This is a genomic window from Mycobacterium sp. PS03-16 (assembly GCF_004570325.1).
Lineage (GTDB): Bacteria > Actinomycetota > Actinomycetes > Mycobacteriales > Mycobacteriaceae > Mycobacterium.
Map to the genome: position 1 here is coordinate 1 of NZ_SPQO01000019.1, position 17,722 is coordinate 17,722.

Here is a 17,722-nt window from a genome sequence, read left to right on the forward strand (position 1 = left end):
ACGCGATCGCATCGATGCCCGACAGGCACATCTTGTTGATCGTCAACGCCGGCACATCCCAGCCGATCCCCGCCGCCACCGCGGCTTGGCGCGCCGGCATCTGCCCCGCCCCCGCGGTCAGCACCTGCCCCATGATCACGTAATCGACCGCCGACGGCGCCACCCCCGACTTCTCCAGGGCGGCCTTGATCGCGATGCCCCCCAGATCACTGCCCGAGAAATCCTTCAACGACCCCATCAACTTGCCCACCGGCGTACGGGCTCCAGCAACGATCACCGATGTCGTCATGACGACCTCCAGACTGGGCAGTGCGTCTGATCCGGTCGATCAGACGCCGAGTGGGTCGGCGCTCGCCATGGTTGACCACAGCGTGGTTCTACCATAGGGAGCGCGCGGTGATCTGTGCAACACCATGCGGTGAACATGGCGCGGATCATGAGGCGAACACCGGCACCGGCCGGCCGAACCGCACGAAGGGACGGTCGCCGTCGATCTCGACGACGGCGGGCACGCCGTACACCTCGGCGATGACCTCCGGAGTCAGGACAGCCGCCGGCGGTCCCGCGGTGTGCACCCGGCCGCGGTGCAGCAGCACCAGTTCCTGGCAGTACGTGGCGGCCATGTTGAGGTCGTGCAGCGCCATCAGCGTGGTCGTGCCGGCGGCGGCCACCAGTTCCAGCAGCTCGAGCTGATGGCGGATGTCGAGGTGGTTGGTCGGCTCGTCGAGCAGCAGTTCGGTGGGTTCCTGGGCCAGCGCCCTGGCGATCTGCACGCGCTGACGCTCGCCGCCGGACAGCGTGGAGTAGCGCCGGTCGAGCAGCCCGGCGACGCCGGTGGTGGCCGCGGCGGACGCGACGACGCCACGATCGTGCGCCGACATCGGCGCCCACGGCGGCCGGTGCGGCAGCCGGCCGAGTTCGATCACGTCGCGCACCGTCGGTTCCTGATCGGTCGCGGCTTCCTGGTCGACCACCGCCAACCGCTGCGCCAATCTGCGGCGGCCCAGGGTGGTGAGGTCGGTGTCGTCGAGGCGGACCACGCCCGAGGAGGTGGCGCGCAGCCCGGCGAGCAGCCGCAGCAGCGACGACTTCCCGGACCCGTTGGGGCCGAGCAGGCCGACGGTGGCGCCGCGCGCGACGGCGATGTCGACGCCGTCGATGATGATCGTGTCGCGGGTCTGCCAGGTCACCCGCCGGGCGGTCAGGCTCATACCGTTCTCCTTCGACGAAGCAGGATCACCACGAAGGCCGGCACCCCGACGATCGCGGTCGCCACCCCGACGGGCAGCTCCTCCGGGGCGATCACGATGCGGGACGCGGTGTCGACCCACACCAGGAAGACGGCGCCGAGCACGGTGGCCGTCGGGACGAGCACACGGTGCCGGGTCCCGACCAGTGCGCGGGCCGCATGGGGCAGCACCAGGCCCACGAATCCGATCGCCCCCGAGGTGGACACGATCACCGCGGTGACCAATGCGGTCACCACCAGCAGCAGCAACCGGATCCGCGCCACCGACACCCCGAGCGCGGCGGCGGCGTCCTGACCGAACAGGAACGCGTCCAGCGTCCCCGCGCACAGCCAGCAGACGATCACGCCGGCGCACACCAGGACCCCGCACACCGCGACGTCGCGCCACGACGCCGTGCCCAGCGAGCCCATCAGCCAGAACAACACCCCGCGGGTCTGTTCGGCGTCGGCCGTGGTGAACACGATGAACGCGGTGAGCGCCGAGAACAGCTGAGTGGCCGCGACACCGGCCAGGATCATCCGGTCCACCCCGCCGCCCGCGGCGACGGCCAGCAGCAGCACCAGTCCGAACGCCACCACCGCCCCGACGAACGCCCCGGCGGCCAACCCGATAGCACCGGCGCCGATCCCGACCACCACGATCGACACCGCGCCGGTGGAGGCGCCGGAGGCCACGCCGAGGATGAACGGGTCGGCCAGCGGATTGCGCAACAGCGACTGCAGCAGGACGCCGCACAACGCGAGGCCGGCACCGCACGCCGCGGCGAGCAGGGCGCGGGGTAGGCGCAGCTCCCAGATGATGCTCTGCTGCAGCAGCGACAGCTGCGAGGATGGGCCGCCGAGCCGTTCGATCACCACCGCGAGCGCGTCGCGGGGACCGAGGTTCGTCGGCCCGATCGTCGTGGCCACGGCGATCGACACCGCCAGCACGACCAGCGCGGCCGGGGCCGCCACCACCGAGGAGCGCACCGCTGTGCTCAGTGCGCCAGACCGAAGCGGCGCAGTCCGTCGGCCACCTTCTCGATGGCGTCCGCCATCCGGATCGACGGGTTGAGTTCCGCGCCGGCCAGCGCGATGTAGCGCTTGTTCTTCACCGCGCTCATCTCCCGGGTCACCGGATTGGCCTCGAGGAACCCGATTTTCGCGGCGGCCGTCTCGGCGGTCTGGCTCTTGCGGGTGAGGTCGCCGAGGACGAGCACGTCGGGATTGCGCTGCGCGACGGTCTCCCAGCCGATCTGCGGCCAGTCCTCGGGGGCGTCGGCGAACGCGTTGGTCAGGCCGAGCGTGCGGGTGATGACGCCGGGACCGCCGCAGCAGCCGGCCAGGTACGGCGATTCGGAGTTGGCGAACCAGTACATCACCGTGGTGTCGCCGGCATCGAGGGCGGCGGCCGCGGTGACCCGCTCCTGCAGGTCGGACACCAGGCTCTCCGCCCGCTGCGGCGCGCCGACCAGCGCGCCGAGATCACGGATCTCGGTGTAGATCTCGTCGATCTGGAGAGTCTTGGTGCGGGCGCCGTCGGAGTTGCCGGCCTCCTTGGTGCATTCGACGGCCGACATGTAGGACGGCACACCGAGCCGCTGCAGCTCCTCAGGCGTGGTGACGCCACCGGGGCCGAGTGTGCCCTGCAGGGATGCGGTGACCAGATCGGGCTCCTCGGCCAGGACCGCCTCGAACGAGGGCGCCTGGTCGGCGAGCCGCTCAACACCGGCGATGTCGGCTTCCAGCCCGGGCAGCACAGGGTCCGTCCAGCCGGCGGCGCCCACCATCCGGTCGGCCACGCCGAGGGACAACAGCACCTCGGTGCTGCCCTGGTTGAGCGAGACGATGCGCTCGGGCCGCTGTTGCACCGTCACCTCTCGGCCGCAGTTGGGGAGCGTGACCGGGTAGCCGGCGCCGTCGGGCGCGGCCTGCGGGGTTTGCGCCGCGGAGTCGCTGCATCCGGTCAGCGTCAACACCACCGCGGACAGCACAACCGGAACCGAATACGTCAATCGCATGGCGATCCTCTTCACCAGGGGTCTGATCAGCGAGACCCGATGACACGAACCGCGGCCGGAAACCACGGCTGCCAGCAGGTATTCGGACTCGGGGGTCGTCCTCGGCGGGCCGCCTTCCCAGGAGCGTGCGCTCCCAGTGGCTCTCGTGCGCGAGAGGCCCGCCTCGTCATCCCCACACCGCTGCGCGTCAGTCCCGGAATCTCACCGGGTTCCCTTTACCTCGCGGAGGTGACTGGCCCGCCCAGGCTATCAGTTCCCGCGCTGCGCTCCGGGCGGCGTCGACCGCAGCGCGTGCACCCACGCCACCGCGTCGTCGACGGCCGCGACCACCGCAACGTCCCCCGGCACCGGCGGGCGGCGCACGATCACCACCGGCACGCCGAGTTCGTCGGCCGCCTGCATCTTCGGCCAGGTGTACTCACCGCCGGAGTCCTTGGTGACGAGCACATCGGCGGCGTGCAAGCGCAGCAGCGCGACTTCGTCGGCCAGCGTGTAGGGGCCGCGGTCGTGGCGCACCTGCCACGACGCGGGCAGCTCGATGTCGGGGTGGTCCACCACGCGGGCGAGCACCGTGTGTTCGGCCAGGGCGGGCAGGAACGCCGCGAGTTGCTGGCGTCCCACGGTGAGCAGGGGTCGGCGGCCCAGCCGGGCGGCCAGCGCGGCGGCCTCGTCGTGAGTGTCCACCCACCGCCAGGATGGACGCGCCCGGTCGGCCCAGCCGGGCCGCTCCAGCCGCAGCAGCGGGCGGCGCACGTCGCCGGTGGTGCAGGCGGCGACGGCGTGGCGCGACATCGTCACCGCGAACGGGTGCGTGGCGTCGACGACGGCGTCGAAATCAGCGAGCGCGGAACGTAATCCGGCGACTCCGCCGAAGCCGCCGACCCGCACCGGTCCGACCGGCATTCGCGGCCGGGCGACCCGGCCGGCCAGCGAGCTGGTGACGTCGACGCCGTCGGCGACCAGGCGGGCGGCGAGCGCCCTGGCTTCCGAGGTACCGCCGAGCAGCAGGACGCGCGGCCCGGTCACGGCGCCCCCGGCGGGAGGAACGGCAGATCCGGGTCAGGTCCGGCTGCAACGAGTTCCAGCAGCGCGTCGACGTCGAGGTGGGACTCCACGAGATCGCCCAGCACGTCGAGGCGGCGCTCCCGCGCGGCCGTGAAGGACACCTCGGACGGTGCCAGCCCGAGCGTCTCGGCCAGGAATGCCCTGCGCAGCGCGTCGCCCTCCAGCGAGCCGTGCCACATCGTGCCGAACACCTGCCCCGCCCGGGCGCCGCCGAGGAACTCGTCGACACCGGGCGCGCGGGTGATACGGCCGTGGTGGATCTCGTAACCCGCTGCCGCGGCGCCCAAGCCGGACCCCTGCGGCAGCCGCAGGGCCTTCTCCGGCGCGAACGTCGTCTCGACCTCCAGCAGACCCAGGCCTTCGGCTTCCGGAACCGGGCCCTCCACCGCGTGCGGGTCGCGAATCATCCGGCCGAGCATCTGGAAGCCACCGCAAATGCCCAGCAACGGTTTTCCGGCCGCGGCGTGGGCGCGTACCGCCCGGTCCAGCCCACGCGAGCGCAGCCACGCCAGGTCTGCGATCGTGGCGCGGGTACCCGGGAGCACCACCAGATCGGCGTCGCCGAGCCCGCGGGGGTCGGAGACGAACACGACGTCCAGCCCGGGTTCGAGGCCGAGTGCGTCCACGTCGGTGAAGTTGCTGATCCGCGGCAGCCGGATCACCGCCGCGCGGCGGGCGCCCGATCCGGTCGACCGGCGGCCCTCGAGGTCCAGGGCGTCCTCGGAGTCCAGCCACAGGTCCGGATGCCACGGCAGGGTGCCGTAGACCCGCCGCCCGGTGACCCGCTCGAGATCGCGCAGACCCGGTTCGAGCAGCGCCTGATCACCGCGGAACTTGTTGACCACGAAACCCGCCAGCAGCGCCTGATCCTCCGGCGACAACAGCGCCACCGTGCCCAGGAATGCCGCGAACACCCCGCCGCGGTCGATGTCACCGACCACGACCGTCGGCAGGCCGGCGTGCCGGGCGAGCCCGAGGTTGACGTAATCGCCTGCGCGCAGGTTGATCTCGGCCGGGCTGCCGGCCCCCTCGGCGACCACGACGTCGTAGCGCGATGCCAGGTCGTCGAACGCGGCGTGCGCCGCCTCGGCCAGCGGCCGTCGCCCCTCCAGCCAGTCCGATGACGACACCTCACCCCACGGCCGGCCCATCAGGACCACGTGGCTGCGCCGGTCGCTGCCCGGTTTGAGCAGCACCGGGTTCATCGCGGGCTCGGGGACGGCCTGCGCGGCGAGCGCCTGAACCCATTGCGCCCGGCCGATTTCCACGCCATGACCGTCGGACGCGGCACACACCATGGAGTTGTTCGACATGTTCTGGGCCTTGTACGGCGCCACCTTCACCCCGCGCCGCGCCAGGGCCCGGCACAACCCCGTGGTCACGACGCTCTTGCCCGCGTCGCTGGTGGTGCCCGCGACCAGCAGACCGGCCATCAGGATTTCCTCACCAGAAACAGGTCCATCACCCAGCCGGCGTCGGCCTTGGCTTCCGCACGCGCGGCGACGATCCGGTCGAACACGTCGCCGAGCCGGCCGGTGATCAGACGTTCGCCGGTCGCGCCGAGGTTGGCGCCCCACCACACCGTCCAGTCCGACAGGCCCGTCAGGTCCAGGCGGTCGGGGGGTGGGTTGAGCATCGCGACGACGTTGTCGATTCCGGCCGCGACCGCCTCCTGCAGCCGTCGTCCCGTGGTCACGTGCACGGGCCGCCCGACATCGTGCAGCACGATGCGGTGCCGGGCGGCCAGCAGCTGCGGGGCGCTGATGCCGGGCAGCACGTCGTAGTCCACGGCCACCCCGAGCTCACGCACCTTCTCGACGATCCGGATGGTCGAGTCGTACAGCGACGGGTCACCCCACACCAGGAACGCCGCGGTGCCCCCGCGCTCGCGCAGCACGTCGGCGTAGCGGGCGGCGCGGGCAGCATGCCAGTCGGCCACCGCCCCCTGGTAACCCTTCTCCGACAACGACTCCGAGCGGTCCCGTTCGGGGTCGCGGATCGCGACGATCTCGGCGGTACCCTGCGGCCCGGCGTGTGCGCGCAGGATCTCCCGGCGCAGCGCGAGCAGCCCGTCGTCATCGCCCTTGTCGGCCTTGTCGGCGGCGAGCACGTAGTCGACCGACCGCAGCGCCTCGGCCACCTCGACGGTGACGTGCCGGGGTCCCATGCCGACGCCGAGGATGCGGACGGTCACCGGCGCGGCCATCAACGGTCCTCCAGGCTGCCTTCGACCTCGAGGTAGGCCTGCTGCAGCGCGGCCACCGTCTCCGGTGACGGCTCGGCCCACAGACCCCGGTCGGCCGCCTCCTGCAGGCGCTCCACGATGCCGTGCAGCGCCCACGGATTGGAGGTGTCGAGGAACTCGCGCGTGACAGGATCCAGCACGTAGGACTGCGCCAGCTTCTCGTACATCCAGTCGTGCACCACACCGGCGGTCGCGTCGAACCCGAACAGGTAGTCCACGGTCGCGGCGAGTTCGAACGCGCCCTTGTAGCCGTGCCTGCGCATCGCGGAGATCCAGCGGGGGTTGACGACCCGCGCTCGGAACACGCGGGCGGTCTCCTCGGCCAGCGTGCGGGTGCGCACCGCGTCGGGCGTCGTGGAATCCCCCACGTACGCCTTGGGATCCGACCCGGTCAGCGCCCGCACCGTGGCGATCATCCCGCCGTGGTACTGGAAATAGTCGTCGCTGTCGGCGATGTCGTGTTCGCGGGTGTCGATGTTCTTGGCGGCGACCTTGATCCGCGCGTAATTGGTGCGCATGTCTTCTGCTGCCGGCGCGCCATCCAAGCTGCGCCCGTAGGCGAATCCACCCCAGGTCGTGTACACCTCGGCGAGATCCTTGTCGTCGCGCCAGGTTCCGGCCTCCATGAGCTGCAGGAGGCCGGCGCCGTAGGAGCCGGGTTTGGAGCCGAAGATACGGGTGGTGGCGCGCCGCTCGTCCCCGTGCGCGGCCAGATCGGCGCGGGCGTGGGCGGCGACGTAGTTCTGCTCGTCGGGTTCGTCGAGCGCAGCCACCATCCGCACCGCGTCGTCGAGCATGGCCACCACGTGCGGGAAGGCGTCGCGGAAGAAGCCCGAGATGCGGACCGTCACGTCGATGCGCGGCCTGCCGAGCTCCTCGAGCGAGACGATCTGCAGCCGGCTCACCCGGCGCGACGCCTCATCCCATTCCGGCCGCACGCCCAGCAGCGCCAGCACCTCGGCGATGTCGTCGCCGGAGGTCCGCATGGCGCTGGTACCCCACACCGAGATGCCCACCGACTCCGGGTAGGCGCCGGAGTCGTCGAGGTAGCGCTGCACCAGCGACTCGGCCATCGCCTGCCCGGTCTGCCAGGCCAGCCGCGACGGCACCGCCCGCGGGTCCACGGTGTAGAAGTTGCGGCCGGTGGGCAGCACGTTGACCAGCCCGCGCAGCGGTGACCCCGACGGACCGGGGCGGACGAAACCGCCTGCCAGCGAATGGATCACCGCGTCGAGCTCACCGGCGGTGCCGGCCAGCCGGGGAATGACCTCGGTGGCGGCGAAGTGCAGCACCCGGCGCACCTCGGGATCGTCGTGCAGACCGTCGACGGCACCGGTGTCCCAGTGCGCGGCCTCCATCGCCTCGACCAGCGTGCGGGCGCGCTGTTCGATCTCGTCGACCGCCGCGGTTTCGGCGCCCTCCTTGAGGCCGAGTGCGGTGCGCAGCCCGGGCACGGCGTGGTCCTGACCGCCCCACACCTGCGCGGCGCGCAGGATCGCCAGCACCAGGTTGACCCGCGCCTCGCCTTCCGGCGCACCGCCGAGCACGTGCAGCCCGTCGCGGATCTGCGCGTCCTTGATCTCGCACAACCAGCCGTCGACGTGCAGCAGGAAGTCGTCGAACTCCTCGTCGTCGGGCCGGTCCTCCAACCCGAGGTCGCGGTGCATCTCCGCGGCGCGCATGAGGTTCCAGATCTCACCGCGGATGGCCGGCAGCTTGCCCGGGTCCATCGACGCGATGTTGCCGTACTCGTCGAGGAGCTGTTCGAGCCGGGCGATGTCGCCGTAGGTATCGGCGCGGGCCATCGGCGGGATGAGGTGGTCGACGATGGTGGCGTGCGCGCGCCGTTTGGCCTGCGCACCCTCACCGGGGTCGTTGACCAGGAACGGGTAGATCAGCGGCAGCGCGCCGATGGCCGCGTCGGTGGCGCACGCCGCCGAGAGCGCGGCGTTCTTTCCGGGCAGCCACTCCATCGAGCCGTGCTTGCCCAGGTGCACCACGGCGTGGGCGCCGAAACCCTTCTCCAGCCAGCGGTAGGCGGCCAGGTAGTGGTGACTCGGCGGCAGATCGGGATCGTGGTAGATCGCCACCGGGTTCTCGCCGAAACCGCGGGGCGGCTGGATCATCAGCACCACGTTGCCCGAGCGCAGCGCGGCCAGCACGATCTGCCCGGCCTCGTTGACGAACAACCGACCGGGTGCGGGACCCCACGCCCCGGTCATCGCGTCGGTGAGATCGGCGGGCAGGTCGGCGATCCACTCGGCGTACTGCGCGGCGCTCACCGTCACGTGCGCGTCGCTCAGTTGCGCTGTGGTGAGCCAATTCTCGTCCTGGCCGCCGGCGTCGATGAGGGTGTGGATGAGCCGGTCGCCGGCCTGCGTCTCGTCCTCGAGTCCCAGCACCCCGAAGCCGTCACCGACGTCGTAGCCCTCGGCGGCCAGCCGCCGCAGCATCCGCACCGCCGACGCCGGGGTGTCCAGCCCGACGGCGTTGCCGACGCGGGAGTGCTTGGTCGGGTAGGCCGACAGCACCAGCGCGAGGCGCTTGTGGCTGTTGGGTACCCGGCGCAGCCGGGCGTGGTTGACCGCGATGGTCGCGACGCGGGTGCAGCGTTCGGCGTCGGCGACGTAGCGGGGCAGGCCGTCGGCGTCGATCTCCTTGAAGGAGTACGGCGCGGTGATGATGCGGCCGTCGAATTCCGGGATCGCGATCTGGGTGGCGGAGTCCAGCGGCGAGACGCCGTCGTCGTTGGCCTCCCACTCCTCCCGCGAGGACGTCAGGCACAGCCCCTGCAGCACCGGGATGTCGAGGGCGGCCATGCGCTCGATGTCCCACGAGCCGTCGTCCTCCCCCGCGGCGGCCGCCGCCGGCTTCGAACCGCCCGCGGCGAGCACGCTGACCACCAGCGCATCCAGCGTCCCGAGCGCGTCGTACAGCTCCTGGGGCGCAGAACGCAGCGAGGAGGCGAAGATCGGCACGCCGACGGCGGCGCCGGTGGCGTCGATCGCGTCGGCGAGCGCGTGGGCGAAGGCGGCGTTGCCGCTGACCTCGTGGGCGCGGTAGTAGAGGACGCCGACGCGCACCGCGTCCGCGCCGCGGTCGGCGGTCGGGCGGTCGCCGTAGCCCCACTCCGGGATGGCCACCGGCGCGTCGAAGCCGTCGCCGGTGAGCAGCACCGTGTCGCACAGGAACCGGTGCAGCTGGCGCAGGTTGGCCGGTCCGCCCTCGGCGAGGTACGAATGTGCCTGCGCCGCAAGGCCGACGGGCACCGTGGACTGTTCCATCAGGTCGGCGCTGGGCTGCCGCTCACCGCCGAGCACCACCAGGGGGATCCCGGCCGCGCGCAGGATGGCCAGCTCGGCCTCGATCTCGGCCGACGAGCCGAGCACCCGCAGCACCGCGATGTCCGCACCGGCCAGCACCGGTTCGATCTCCTGGCGCGACGGGTTGCCCAGCTGGTAGGCCGCGCCGCTGGTCCGCGCCGACAGCAGGTCGGTGTCGGAGGTGGACAGCAGCGCGATGCGCCGGCGCTGCGTCGTGTCGTCGGGCAGCGTCGATTCCTCGGACGAAGACATGATCGGTGGGCTCCTCCTCGGGGTTCGCGCCCCGTGTGGTCGGATGCCCCGTGCCCAGTATCTGGCTGTGGGCCGCCGCGCGTGACGCCGGCCCTCACAGTGGCGGAACCGCCCCGGGATCTCACCGGGTTCCTGCGCCACGGAACGTCCCGACAGCCTATCGCAGCATGACTGTCCAGATCCTGACGGTGGATGGCCGTTTGACCGCTGGCGGGCGCGCGACCCCGCCGGGCACCGTTCACTCATGTCACCGCAGCAGCTCAACGCCCCGTTCGAGGCCCTGGCCGCCTGGAACGTCCCCGATTCGCCCGTCTGCGCGCACGCCTGAGAGCTGACGGCCGAGGTGTCCCCGGAGTACCTCGCGAACCACTGTGTCCGCAGCTACCTGTTCGGCCGCGAACTCGCGGCGGCCGAAGGGCTGGATTACGACGACGAGGACCTGTTCCTGGCGTGCATCCTGCACGACCTCGGCGTCACCGGCCACGGCCGCGGCGAGCAGCGGTTCGAGGTCGACGGCGCCGGTAAGCACCGCCGTTCTCGTTCCCCGCCCACCTGCACCAGCTGCTGAACAATGCCGCCTCGCCGACGTTCCTCGACGTGGTCGGCAACAACGGCTGGGGCGACCGACCGCCGCGGACGTGAGCCGGTCTAGATGCGTCGCACGCCGGTGACCGCCGACCGGGGCAGCCGGCCCGCCCGGGAGTGTCCGGTGAGCCGGTCGCCGTCGACGACCACCTCGAACTCCAGCTTGAGCCGCATCGGCGCGGTGATCGTCTGCCGCCACGTCACGTGGTGCCCGTCGACCGCGAGGTCGGTCAGCGGCACCGTTTCCTGCTTGCCGGTGGCGCTGCCGGCCAGAATGCCGTCGCGGTGCTCGAAGCGGTAGAGCACCTGCAGCGTGCCGATCGGCGTCTTGATCGCGACGTCCCAGTCACCCGCGATGCCGGCCATCACACCGCCTCCGGGAGCCGGCCGGTGTTCGTCCACACGGTGCCGCGGCGTTCGTAGGCGAACATCTCCTCGACGGCCAGCGCGATGCGCGGGCCGTAGGTGCGGTGCAGCAGATGCAGCGCCAGGTCGAGGCCGGAGGTGACGCCGCCGGCGCTGACCAGATCGCCGTCGTCGACCACGCGGGCGCGAACCGGAACCGCGCCGGTGGCCTCCAGCACGTCGACGCCGAGGTGGTGGGTGGTGGCGTGGCGGCCGTCGAGCAGCCCTGCCATCGCCAGCGCGAGTGAACCGCCGCAGACCGTGGCCACGGTGACGGCCGGGTTCTCGAACGCCGCGCGAATCAGCGGCACGGCGGCGGTCTCCCCGAACCGGGCCAGCAGCACCGGAATGGTGTCCACACCGTCATCGGGGTCGCCCTCGATCGGCCCGACGGCGCCGGGGACGACGAGGTAGCCGGGCCGGGCCGGATCCAGCGCGCCGGTGGCCCGCAGCGTCAGGCCCCGCGACCCGCTGACCACCTCCCGCGGGCGCTCGGCGGAGACCAGCTCCACGGTGAGCTCACCGCCGACCGCGTCGCTGCCGGCGACCAGTACCTCGTACGGGGCGATGACGTCGAGCGGGTCGAAGCCGTCGAACAACACGATTTGCGCATGCATGCCGTGATCATCGGCGCGGTGCGGCGACGTGCACACCGGCGCACGGGACAGCTTGCGCCGCGATCTGGCCAGGGCCCGCTCGATACCATTCGCGGATGACGCCGGATCTGACCACCGTCGACCTCGCCCACGAGGGCAACGAGGCCTCCGACCTCGTGCACGTCGACAACGATGCGCTGCTCGACGCGCACGGCTGGGACGTCGGGTTCTGGACCGTGCTCGACGAGGGTCCGGTCGAGCAGTGCATCGCGGTGTTCGGCCACGCCGGTGGCGAGGCGTCGGACCGCGGCTGGGAGATCTTCCGGCTGCCGGTCGACGCCGGTCCGGAGACCGGCCGCACCGAGGACGCCGAAGCTGTTGCGCGACATGATGGCTGGATCTACGTGATCGGCTCGCACTACGGCTCCAAGGGAGGCCCGCTACAGGCCAGACGAGCCTTCATCGCCCGCTTCGCCGAGCAGTCGATCGACCGCACCGTCTCCGAGCTGGACCTTCCGATCGATGTGCGCCGCAACAAGTTCCGCCTGCACCGGCTGATCAACGACGCACTCGACGCGTCCGCCGTCGTCCCGATCACCCCGGGAGACACCGTGCGCACCCGCCTGATCGCCCGCACCATCGAGCGCGGCACGACCAGGAAAAAGACGTGGGTGGACCGGCTGACCGACCGCGACGTGCCGGTCAACATCGAAGGCGCCGCGTTCCGGCCCAACGGCAACCTGCTGCTCGGTCTGCGGTTCCCGACCACCGCGGAGGGCGAGCCGATCCTCGTCGAACTGACCGGGGTACCGGAGCAGTTCGAGGGCGACGCGGTACCGCTGGCGGTCACGCACGTCTGGGAACTCTCGGGCGTGTCACCGCCCGGTGTGCTGGTCGGCTTCCGGGCCCTGTCGCACTCGTGCGAGGACGTCTACGACGCGATCATCGGGTCGATCGACGCGACCGGGAAGGGCTCGGCGCTGCTCGAGGACCATCCCGAAGGCGCCGACGTCCACTGCACGCACTGGCGCTTCCGGCTGCCCGCCGACTACCGCGGCGGCCCGGTGCCGGCCGAGAAGGTTCGCGACTTCCCCGACCTGCGCAACGTAGAAGGCCTGTCCCTGGAAGGCGCACAGGCCTTCTACGTCACCGACGAGGACCACCGCATCCAGCTGCGGTTCAGCTGACGGATCCGGGCAGCAGCCGCTGGACCAGGCCCTTCGACACCTCTTCGGGCCGGTACTGCTCGGCCGCGTACGCGCCGATGGCCGTCAGCGTGCCGGTCAGGGCGGGCACCGCCCACTGCAGCATCTTGAGCTGCTTCTGGGCGCTGGCCACCTCCGGCGGTGTGGAAGCGGCCGGAGTCGTGCCGTCCGCGGCCGGCACGTCCCGGTGGGCGGAGACCTTCTGGCCGAGCGCCCGGCTGTAGGCGGTGACCCCGAGCGCGGCCACGGTCAGCACCGTCTTGGTCGCAGCCATGCTGGGCACGCCCTGCTGCGCCTTCATCCGGCCCATATCGTGTTTGAGCAGGCCTGCGGCGCCGACGAGGTGCACCCCGATGGCGGCGGCGTTGACCGGTGTCCAGCGGTCCCAGCCGGCGTTGGCCACGGCGCCGACGCGCGAGGTGCCCCCGGCTTCGGCGGCCGCCGCGTTCAGCGCCACGGCGTTGGCGAGGGTGCCGCCGAACCAGGCGGCGAGGCCGAGATCGTGCATCTGGTGGAACAGGGTGGCGCGCGCCATGACAACTCCTTCAAGCAGATTTCTGGTCGGGCGCCGCATACCCGGGCGGGAAGCCACCAAACGATCGCCGCGGTGACGGCCCGCAGCCGACCTGGCCTCCTGTTGACCCTCCCCCTACATCAAGGCTCTGTTGAGCACCGGCGACGCCGACGCCCGTTCCGAGATCCTGGCCCGCCACCTCGAGCGCATGGAGCGCCGGCTCCGGGAGACCCAGGAGACCGTCGCCGCTCTGCGCGACCTGCTCACCCCCGCGCGGTCCCATCCCCAGGTGACGTTGCGCCACCTGCCCGCGACCCCGGTCTGGCTGGTCGGCGACACCATCGACCACACCGATCTCGGCGAGTGGTTCACCACGGGCATGCGCCGCCTCCACGGTGCGCTGACCGACGTGGGGCTGCGCCCCGACGGACCGCCCGGCGGGCTCTACGAGCGCGAGCTGTTCAGCGAGCATCGCGGCCGCGCAATGCTGTTCATCCCCGCCGCCCACACCGCGCGGAGTCCGGACCCGGTCCGGATGGAGGTGCTGGCGGCCGGTGAGTTCGCGGTGCTCACGCACACCGAGGGCGACGACCGGATCGACCTCAGCGACGGCGCGCTCGGTACCCACGTTCACGAACACCTGATCAGCCGCGAGGGTCTCATCCGGGAGCACTACCCGGGTCTGTCCACCGGTGACCGATCGAGTGGTCGTCGACCGAGATCTGCTGGCCGGTGTTCCACACCGCTCCGCGCGACTGATCGCGCGTTGCCTCACTCGCCGGCGGTCTCGGACTCGAGGTCCGTCAGCTGCGAGAGGTTCTGCCAATTGTGTTCGGTCGCTGCGGCTGCGGCGTCCGCGTCGCGTCGACGGCACAGATCGATGATCCGCTTGTGCTGGGCGATGGAGCCGCGCCCCGACAGCGATGAGAAGCGCTGGAACTCCAGGCGTCGCAGTACCGGGGTGACCTGTTCGAGCACCTGGCCGATCACCGCGTTCTGGCACGCGCGCACGGCCACCCCGTGGAATTCGTCGTCGCTGCGCATCGCCGCTTCGGCGTCACCGCGCGACATCGCCTCGGCGAACTTCTTGTTCGCCCGCGTCATCTCGTCGAAGTCGGTGCGTCCCATCAGCGGAACCGCGGTGCGGACCGCCAGCGCGTGCATGGCCGCGGCGACGTCCTGGGCGTTGAGCACCGCACGCCGCTCGATCTCGGACACCACCGTGGACCGGCCCGGCGTGGTGTGGACCAGCCCCGCCGCCTCCAGCCGGGCGAGCGCCTCCCGGATCGGGGTCCGGCTGATGCCCAACCACTCTTCGAGTTCGGGGTCGCGGAGCTTCTCGCCGGGGGCCAGGGTGCCGTTGATGATGGCGTCGCGGATCGACTCGTAGGCCTGTTCACGCAGCAGCGGCCTGCGGTGTCTTCCCCGTTCTCCCGGTACCGGCATGCGAAGTATCGTATATCGCGGTTTCGGCCGAACCGTCGTGCCGGGGCCGCCCGCCGTCAGTGGCGTGCGGCGCGGATCAGGTCGGCGGCCCGCTCCCCGATCATGATCGTGGCGGCGTTGGTGTTGACCGGGACGATCCTCGGCATGACCGACGCGTCTGCCACCCGCACCCCGGTCAATCCGTGAACGCGCAGCTCCGGGTCGACCACCGCATCGGGCCCCGACCCCATCGCGCAGCTTCCCACCGGGTGGTAGTACGTGCCGGTGGCACGGGCGAGGAAGGCCCGCACCGCGGCCTCGTCGGTGACGTCGGGCCCGGGCAGCACCTCACGGCCGCGCCAGGGGGCGAACGGCGCGCTCGCCGCGATGTCCCGGGCCACACCGATTCCGTGGATCATCCGCCGCACATCGGACTCCGCGCCGAGGTAGTCCGGGTCGATGAGCGGCGGCGTCGCCGGATCGGGTCCCGCCAACCGGATGGTGCCACGTCCGTCGGGCACCGTGGCAACGGCGAGGGTGAAGCTGTTCGGCGGTGCGACCAGGTGCGGCGGGTGGAACGGCACGTGGATGAACATGAGTTGCATGTCCGGGCCGGCGAGCGCGGCGTCGCTGCGCCACAGCAGCGATGTCTCGGCGTGGTTGGTCCGCCCCGGCGGGATGGGCCGGGTCGCCTCGTAGATGACGCCGCACAACGGATGGTCGTGCAGGTTGCGGCCCACACCGGGCAGGTCGTGCACCACGTCGACACCGACGGCCTCGAGGTCGGAGGCCGGCCCGACCCCGGAGAGCAGGAGCAGGCGCGGAGAGTCGACCGCGCCCGCGCTGACGATCACCTCGGCGTCGGCATGGACGGTTCTGAGCTCGCCGTTGTGCACGAAATCGACCCCGACGCATCGGCTTTGCGCGAAGAGCAGCCGGTGCGCGCGGCACCCGGTGGCGACGGTGAGGTTGGGGCGCGCACCGCGCACCGGGTGCAGGTAGGCAGCCGCGGTGCTCTGGCGCGCTCCGTCCGCGATGGACAGATCGTGCCAGCCGGCGCCTTCGGCGTCGGCGCCGTTGAAGTCGTCGGTGCGGGGGAAGCCGGCCGCGGCAGCGCCGTCGAGGAAGACCTGCGAGAGCGGGTTGGCGTCCTCGGCCGGCGCGGGCGCGGGGCGCATCGGGCCGTCGGTGCCGCGGTAGCGGGGATCGCTGCCGGCGACGGTCTCGATGCGCTGGAAGTAGGGCAGGACGGACGCGTAGTCCCAGCCGGGGCATCCGCCCTTGGCCCAGTTGTCGAAGTCGCTGGGATGTCCGCGCAGGAACACCATCGCGTTGATGCTTCCGCTGCCGCCGAGCGTGTGGCCCCGCGGCCAGTTGTGCCGCAGGCCGCCGGTACCCGGCTGCGGGACGGTGTCGTAGGAGTAGTCGATCTCGGTGCCCCACAGCGCCGGCCACGCGGGCGGCGCGACGATCTCCGGTCTGCGGTCCTCGGGGCCGGATTCGAGCAGCAGCACCCGCGCGGCCGGGTCCTCGGACAGCCGGGCCGCGAGCACACATCCGGCCGACCCGGCGCCGACCACGATGTAGTCGTAGCCGGCGGACGGCGAACCCGCATCGGACGTCAGGGTGTTCTCGGAATACATGATCTTCCTGGGGGTCTCGGGTCGCGGCGCGATCGCGTGGTGTTCAGACGCTCGGGTGCAGGACGAAGTCGTGCACTGCCGGCAGCCAGGGGGCGCTCGCCGGTGCCGCCGTGCGGGGTGCGCGCTTGTATCTTGTTATCTCTCCACAATGTTCGCGTGCGCGGTCAGGTCGTGGCGGCGTTGGCGGCTTCCTTGATCAGGTCGGCGACGGCGTCGGGCTGGGAGACGGTGACGGCGTGGGACGCGTCGATCTCCGAGTTGGTCGCCCCGGCACGTTCGCCCATGAACCGCATGGACTCCGCGGGGATCGCGAGGTCCCCGGTGGTGACCATGTTCCACGACGGGATGGTCTTCCAGGCGGCCTTGGAGGCCGGTTCGGCGAGCGCCGCCGCGGTGATCGGTCGCTGCGTCGCCGCCATCAGGTCGGCGACGTCCGGCGGGACGTCCGCGGCGAAGACGCGCCGGAACTCGTCCTGCCTGATGTAGAGGTCCTCCCCGGTGTTCCCGTCGGGCAGCGGGAACGTGACGGGGTCGAGCGCGGGACCGAGCTCTGCGCCCGGGAACTTGCCGGCGAGCTCCGACGTACTCTCGCCCTCCTCCAGCAGGAAGCTGGCGATGTAGACCAGCGCCTTGACGTTGGGCTGCTCGGCCGCGGCCTGGCTCATCACCGACCCGCCGTAGGAGTGGCCGGCCAGCACCACCGGGCCGGGAACGCTGTTCAGCACACTGCGTACGTACTCGGCGTCAGAGTGTAAGCCGCGCAACGGATTCGCGGCGGCGATCACCGGGTATCCGTCGGCTGCCAGGTTCTTGATCACCCCGTTCCAGCTGGAGGAGTCGGCGAACGCGCCGTGAACCAGCACCACGGTGGGCTTGGCCGCCGCCGGGAGCGGCTCGGCGGACGCACCGCTGCATCCGGCGGCCGCCGCCAGTGCCACGCCCGCGGTCACCGTGGTGAGGAGAGTTCTGATCATCGTCATGCCCTTTCGGGGAGGGGGAAGCGCGCGCCAGTCGGCGTTCGCTGTGAATACGGGAGCGCTGTGGAGAGGCCGCGGGGCACCAACCCGCCCGCGGTGGAAGCCGTGTGGGATTCTGTACGCGATATATTACATATCGGAAGGTCCTCGTTGTCAAGATCGCCCTTGGAGGCCCTTGGCGGTGCCCCGTCAGGACGGGTGATCCGCCGAGCGGGACAGAGTTTCACGAGGATCCTGC

16 protein-coding genes, 1 pseudogene and 2 riboswitches are annotated in these 17,722 nt (G+C 71.5%); of the genes and pseudogenes, 2 read left to right on the plus strand and 15 right to left on the minus strand.

What is annotated here, in order from left to right:
* From E4P42_RS16640 to cobN, 8 genes and pseudogenes are all read right to left on the minus strand, one after another.
* Positions 1-289 (minus strand): annotated as a pseudogene (locus E4P42_RS16640) (acetyl-CoA C-acyltransferase); the annotation flags it as partial.
* 145 nt (positions 290-434) lie between these two features.
* Positions 435-1,211 carry an ABC transporter ATP-binding protein gene (locus E4P42_RS16645; protein WP_135127184.1) on the minus strand — a complete coding sequence of 259 codons (777 nt, stop codon included), beginning with the start codon at positions 1,209-1,211 and terminating at the stop codon, positions 435-437.
* A complete protein-coding gene (locus E4P42_RS16650) occupies positions 1,208-2,218 on the minus strand; it encodes an iron ABC transporter permease (RefSeq protein WP_245234065.1) in 1,011 nt (336 codons plus the stop codon). Before E4P42_RS16650 ends, E4P42_RS16645 begins: the two co-directional genes overlap by 4 nt.
* 8 nt (positions 2,219-2,226) lie before the next feature.
* The gene (locus tag E4P42_RS16655) at positions 2,227-3,249 is read right to left on the minus strand and encodes an ABC transporter substrate-binding protein (protein ID WP_135127186.1); all 1,023 of its coding nucleotides are present in this window, start codon (positions 3,247-3,249) and stop codon (positions 2,227-2,229) included.
* A 55-nt stretch (positions 3,250-3,304) separates the two neighbouring features.
* A riboswitch (cobalamin riboswitch) is annotated at positions 3,305-3,501 on the minus strand.
* Positions 3,499-4,275 carry a cobalt-precorrin-6A reductase gene (locus E4P42_RS16660; RefSeq protein ID WP_135127187.1) on the minus strand — a complete coding sequence of 259 codons (777 nt, stop codon included), beginning with the start codon at positions 4,273-4,275 and terminating at the stop codon, positions 3,499-3,501. (Overlaps the previous riboswitch by 3 nt.)
* The gene (locus E4P42_RS16665) at positions 4,272-5,747 is read right to left on the minus strand and encodes a cobyric acid synthase (RefSeq protein ID WP_135127188.1); all 1,476 of its coding nucleotides are present in this window, start codon (positions 5,745-5,747) and stop codon (positions 4,272-4,274) included. The genes E4P42_RS16660 and E4P42_RS16665 overlap by 4 nt, the downstream gene beginning before the upstream one ends.
* Complete coding sequence (gene cobF / locus E4P42_RS16670; protein WP_135127189.1) at positions 5,747-6,520, minus strand: precorrin-6A synthase (deacetylating); 774 nt, start codon at positions 6,518-6,520, stop codon at positions 5,747-5,749. The genes E4P42_RS16665 and cobF overlap by 1 nt, the downstream gene beginning before the upstream one ends.
* On the minus strand, positions 6,520-10,134 hold the full coding sequence (gene cobN, locus E4P42_RS16675) for a cobaltochelatase subunit CobN (RefSeq protein ID WP_135127190.1): 3,615 nt from the start codon (positions 10,132-10,134) through the stop codon (positions 6,520-6,522). The genes cobF and cobN overlap by 1 nt, the downstream gene beginning before the upstream one ends.
* Before the next feature lie 34 nt (positions 10,135-10,168).
* A riboswitch (cobalamin riboswitch) is annotated at positions 10,169-10,319 on the minus strand.
* Between the two features lie 158 nt (positions 10,320-10,477).
* Here cobN and E4P42_RS27200 point away from each other — a divergent pair.
* Positions 10,478-10,702 (plus strand): HD domain-containing protein, encoded by a 225-nt coding sequence (locus tag E4P42_RS27200; RefSeq protein WP_371287046.1) that lies wholly within the window; start codon positions 10,478-10,480, stop codon positions 10,700-10,702.
* An 80-nt stretch (positions 10,703-10,782) separates the two neighbouring features.
* Here the strand turns inward: E4P42_RS27200 and E4P42_RS16685 are convergent, their stop codons facing one another.
* Both E4P42_RS16685 and E4P42_RS16690 read right to left on the minus strand, forming a co-directional pair.
* Positions 10,783-11,085 carry a hypothetical protein gene (locus E4P42_RS16685; RefSeq protein ID WP_135127191.1) on the minus strand — a complete coding sequence of 101 codons (303 nt, stop codon included), beginning with the start codon at positions 11,083-11,085 and terminating at the stop codon, positions 10,783-10,785.
* Positions 11,085-11,741, minus strand: a complete 657-nt coding sequence (locus E4P42_RS16690) for a DJ-1/PfpI family protein (RefSeq protein ID WP_135127192.1) — start codon at positions 11,739-11,741, stop codon at positions 11,085-11,087. The genes E4P42_RS16685 and E4P42_RS16690 overlap by 1 nt, the downstream gene beginning before the upstream one ends.
* Before the next feature lie 95 nt (positions 11,742-11,836).
* Here E4P42_RS16690 and E4P42_RS16695 point away from each other — a divergent pair, with 95 nt between their 5' ends.
* A complete protein-coding gene (locus E4P42_RS16695) occupies positions 11,837-12,907 on the plus strand; it encodes a hypothetical protein (protein ID WP_135127193.1) in 1,071 nt (356 codons plus the stop codon).
* Here the strand turns inward: E4P42_RS16695 and E4P42_RS16700 are convergent.
* From E4P42_RS16700 to E4P42_RS16720, 5 genes are all read right to left on the minus strand, one after another.
* Complete coding sequence (locus E4P42_RS16700; protein ID WP_135127194.1) at positions 12,900-13,460, minus strand: hypothetical protein; 561 nt, start codon at positions 13,458-13,460, stop codon at positions 12,900-12,902. The genes E4P42_RS16695 and E4P42_RS16700 overlap by 8 nt on opposite strands.
* A gap of 10 nt (positions 13,461-13,470) precedes the next feature.
* Positions 13,471-14,112 (minus strand): hypothetical protein, encoded by a 642-nt coding sequence (locus E4P42_RS16705; protein WP_135127195.1) that lies wholly within the window; start codon positions 14,110-14,112, stop codon positions 13,471-13,473.
* 98 nt (positions 14,113-14,210) lie between these two features.
* A complete protein-coding gene (locus E4P42_RS16710; RefSeq protein ID WP_135127196.1) occupies positions 14,211-14,885 on the minus strand; it encodes a GntR family transcriptional regulator in 675 nt (224 codons plus the stop codon).
* Between the two features lie 56 nt (positions 14,886-14,941).
* Positions 14,942-16,507 carry a GMC family oxidoreductase gene (locus E4P42_RS16715; RefSeq protein ID WP_135127197.1) on the minus strand — a complete coding sequence of 522 codons (1,566 nt, stop codon included), beginning with the start codon at positions 16,505-16,507 and terminating at the stop codon, positions 14,942-14,944.
* Between the two features lie 164 nt (positions 16,508-16,671).
* Entirely contained in the window at positions 16,672-17,481 is an 810-nt protein-coding gene (locus tag E4P42_RS16720) for an alpha/beta fold hydrolase (RefSeq protein WP_209305797.1), read from the minus strand.
* Positions 17,482-17,722 lie beyond the last annotated feature (241 nt).

What these genes read in the sequence shown, in the direction of transcription:
- E4P42_RS16710 (WP_135127196.1), bottom strand. Translation starts at nt 14,885, where the DNA reads ATGCCGGTACCGGGAGAACGGGGAAGACACCGCAGGCCGCTGCTGCGT.
- cobF (WP_135127189.1), bottom strand. Translation starts at nt 6,520, where the DNA reads ATGGCCGCGCCGGTGACCGTCCGCATCCTCGGCGTCGGCATGGGACCC.
- E4P42_RS16665 (WP_135127188.1), bottom strand. Translation starts at nt 5,747, where the DNA reads ATGGCCGGTCTGCTGGTCGCGGGCACCACCAGCGACGCGGGCAAGAGC.
- E4P42_RS16685 (WP_135127191.1), bottom strand. Translation starts at nt 11,085, where the DNA reads ATGGCCGGCATCGCGGGTGACTGGGACGTCGCGATCAAGACGCCGATC.
- E4P42_RS16655 (WP_135127186.1), bottom strand. Translation starts at nt 3,249, where the DNA reads ATGCGATTGACGTATTCGGTTCCGGTTGTGCTGTCCGCGGTGGTGTTG.
- cobN (WP_135127190.1), bottom strand. Translation starts at nt 10,134, where the DNA reads ATGTCTTCGTCCGAGGAATCGACGCTGCCCGACGACACGACGCAGCGC.
- E4P42_RS16720 (WP_209305797.1), bottom strand. Translation starts at nt 17,481, where the DNA reads ATGATCAGAACTCTCCTCACCACGGTGACCGCGGGCGTGGCACTGGCG.
- E4P42_RS16695 (WP_135127193.1), top strand. Translation starts at nt 11,837, where the DNA reads ATGACGCCGGATCTGACCACCGTCGACCTCGCCCACGAGGGCAACGAG.
- E4P42_RS16700 (WP_135127194.1), bottom strand. Translation starts at nt 13,460, where the DNA reads ATGGCGCGCGCCACCCTGTTCCACCAGATGCACGATCTCGGCCTCGCC.
- E4P42_RS16690 (WP_135127192.1), bottom strand. Translation starts at nt 11,741, where the DNA reads ATGCATGCGCAAATCGTGTTGTTCGACGGCTTCGACCCGCTCGACGTC.
- E4P42_RS16715 (WP_135127197.1), bottom strand. Translation starts at nt 16,507, where the DNA reads ATGTATTCCGAGAACACCCTGACGTCCGATGCGGGTTCGCCGTCCGCC.
- E4P42_RS16645 (WP_135127184.1), bottom strand. Translation starts at nt 1,211, where the DNA reads ATGAGCCTGACCGCCCGGCGGGTGACCTGGCAGACCCGCGACACGATC.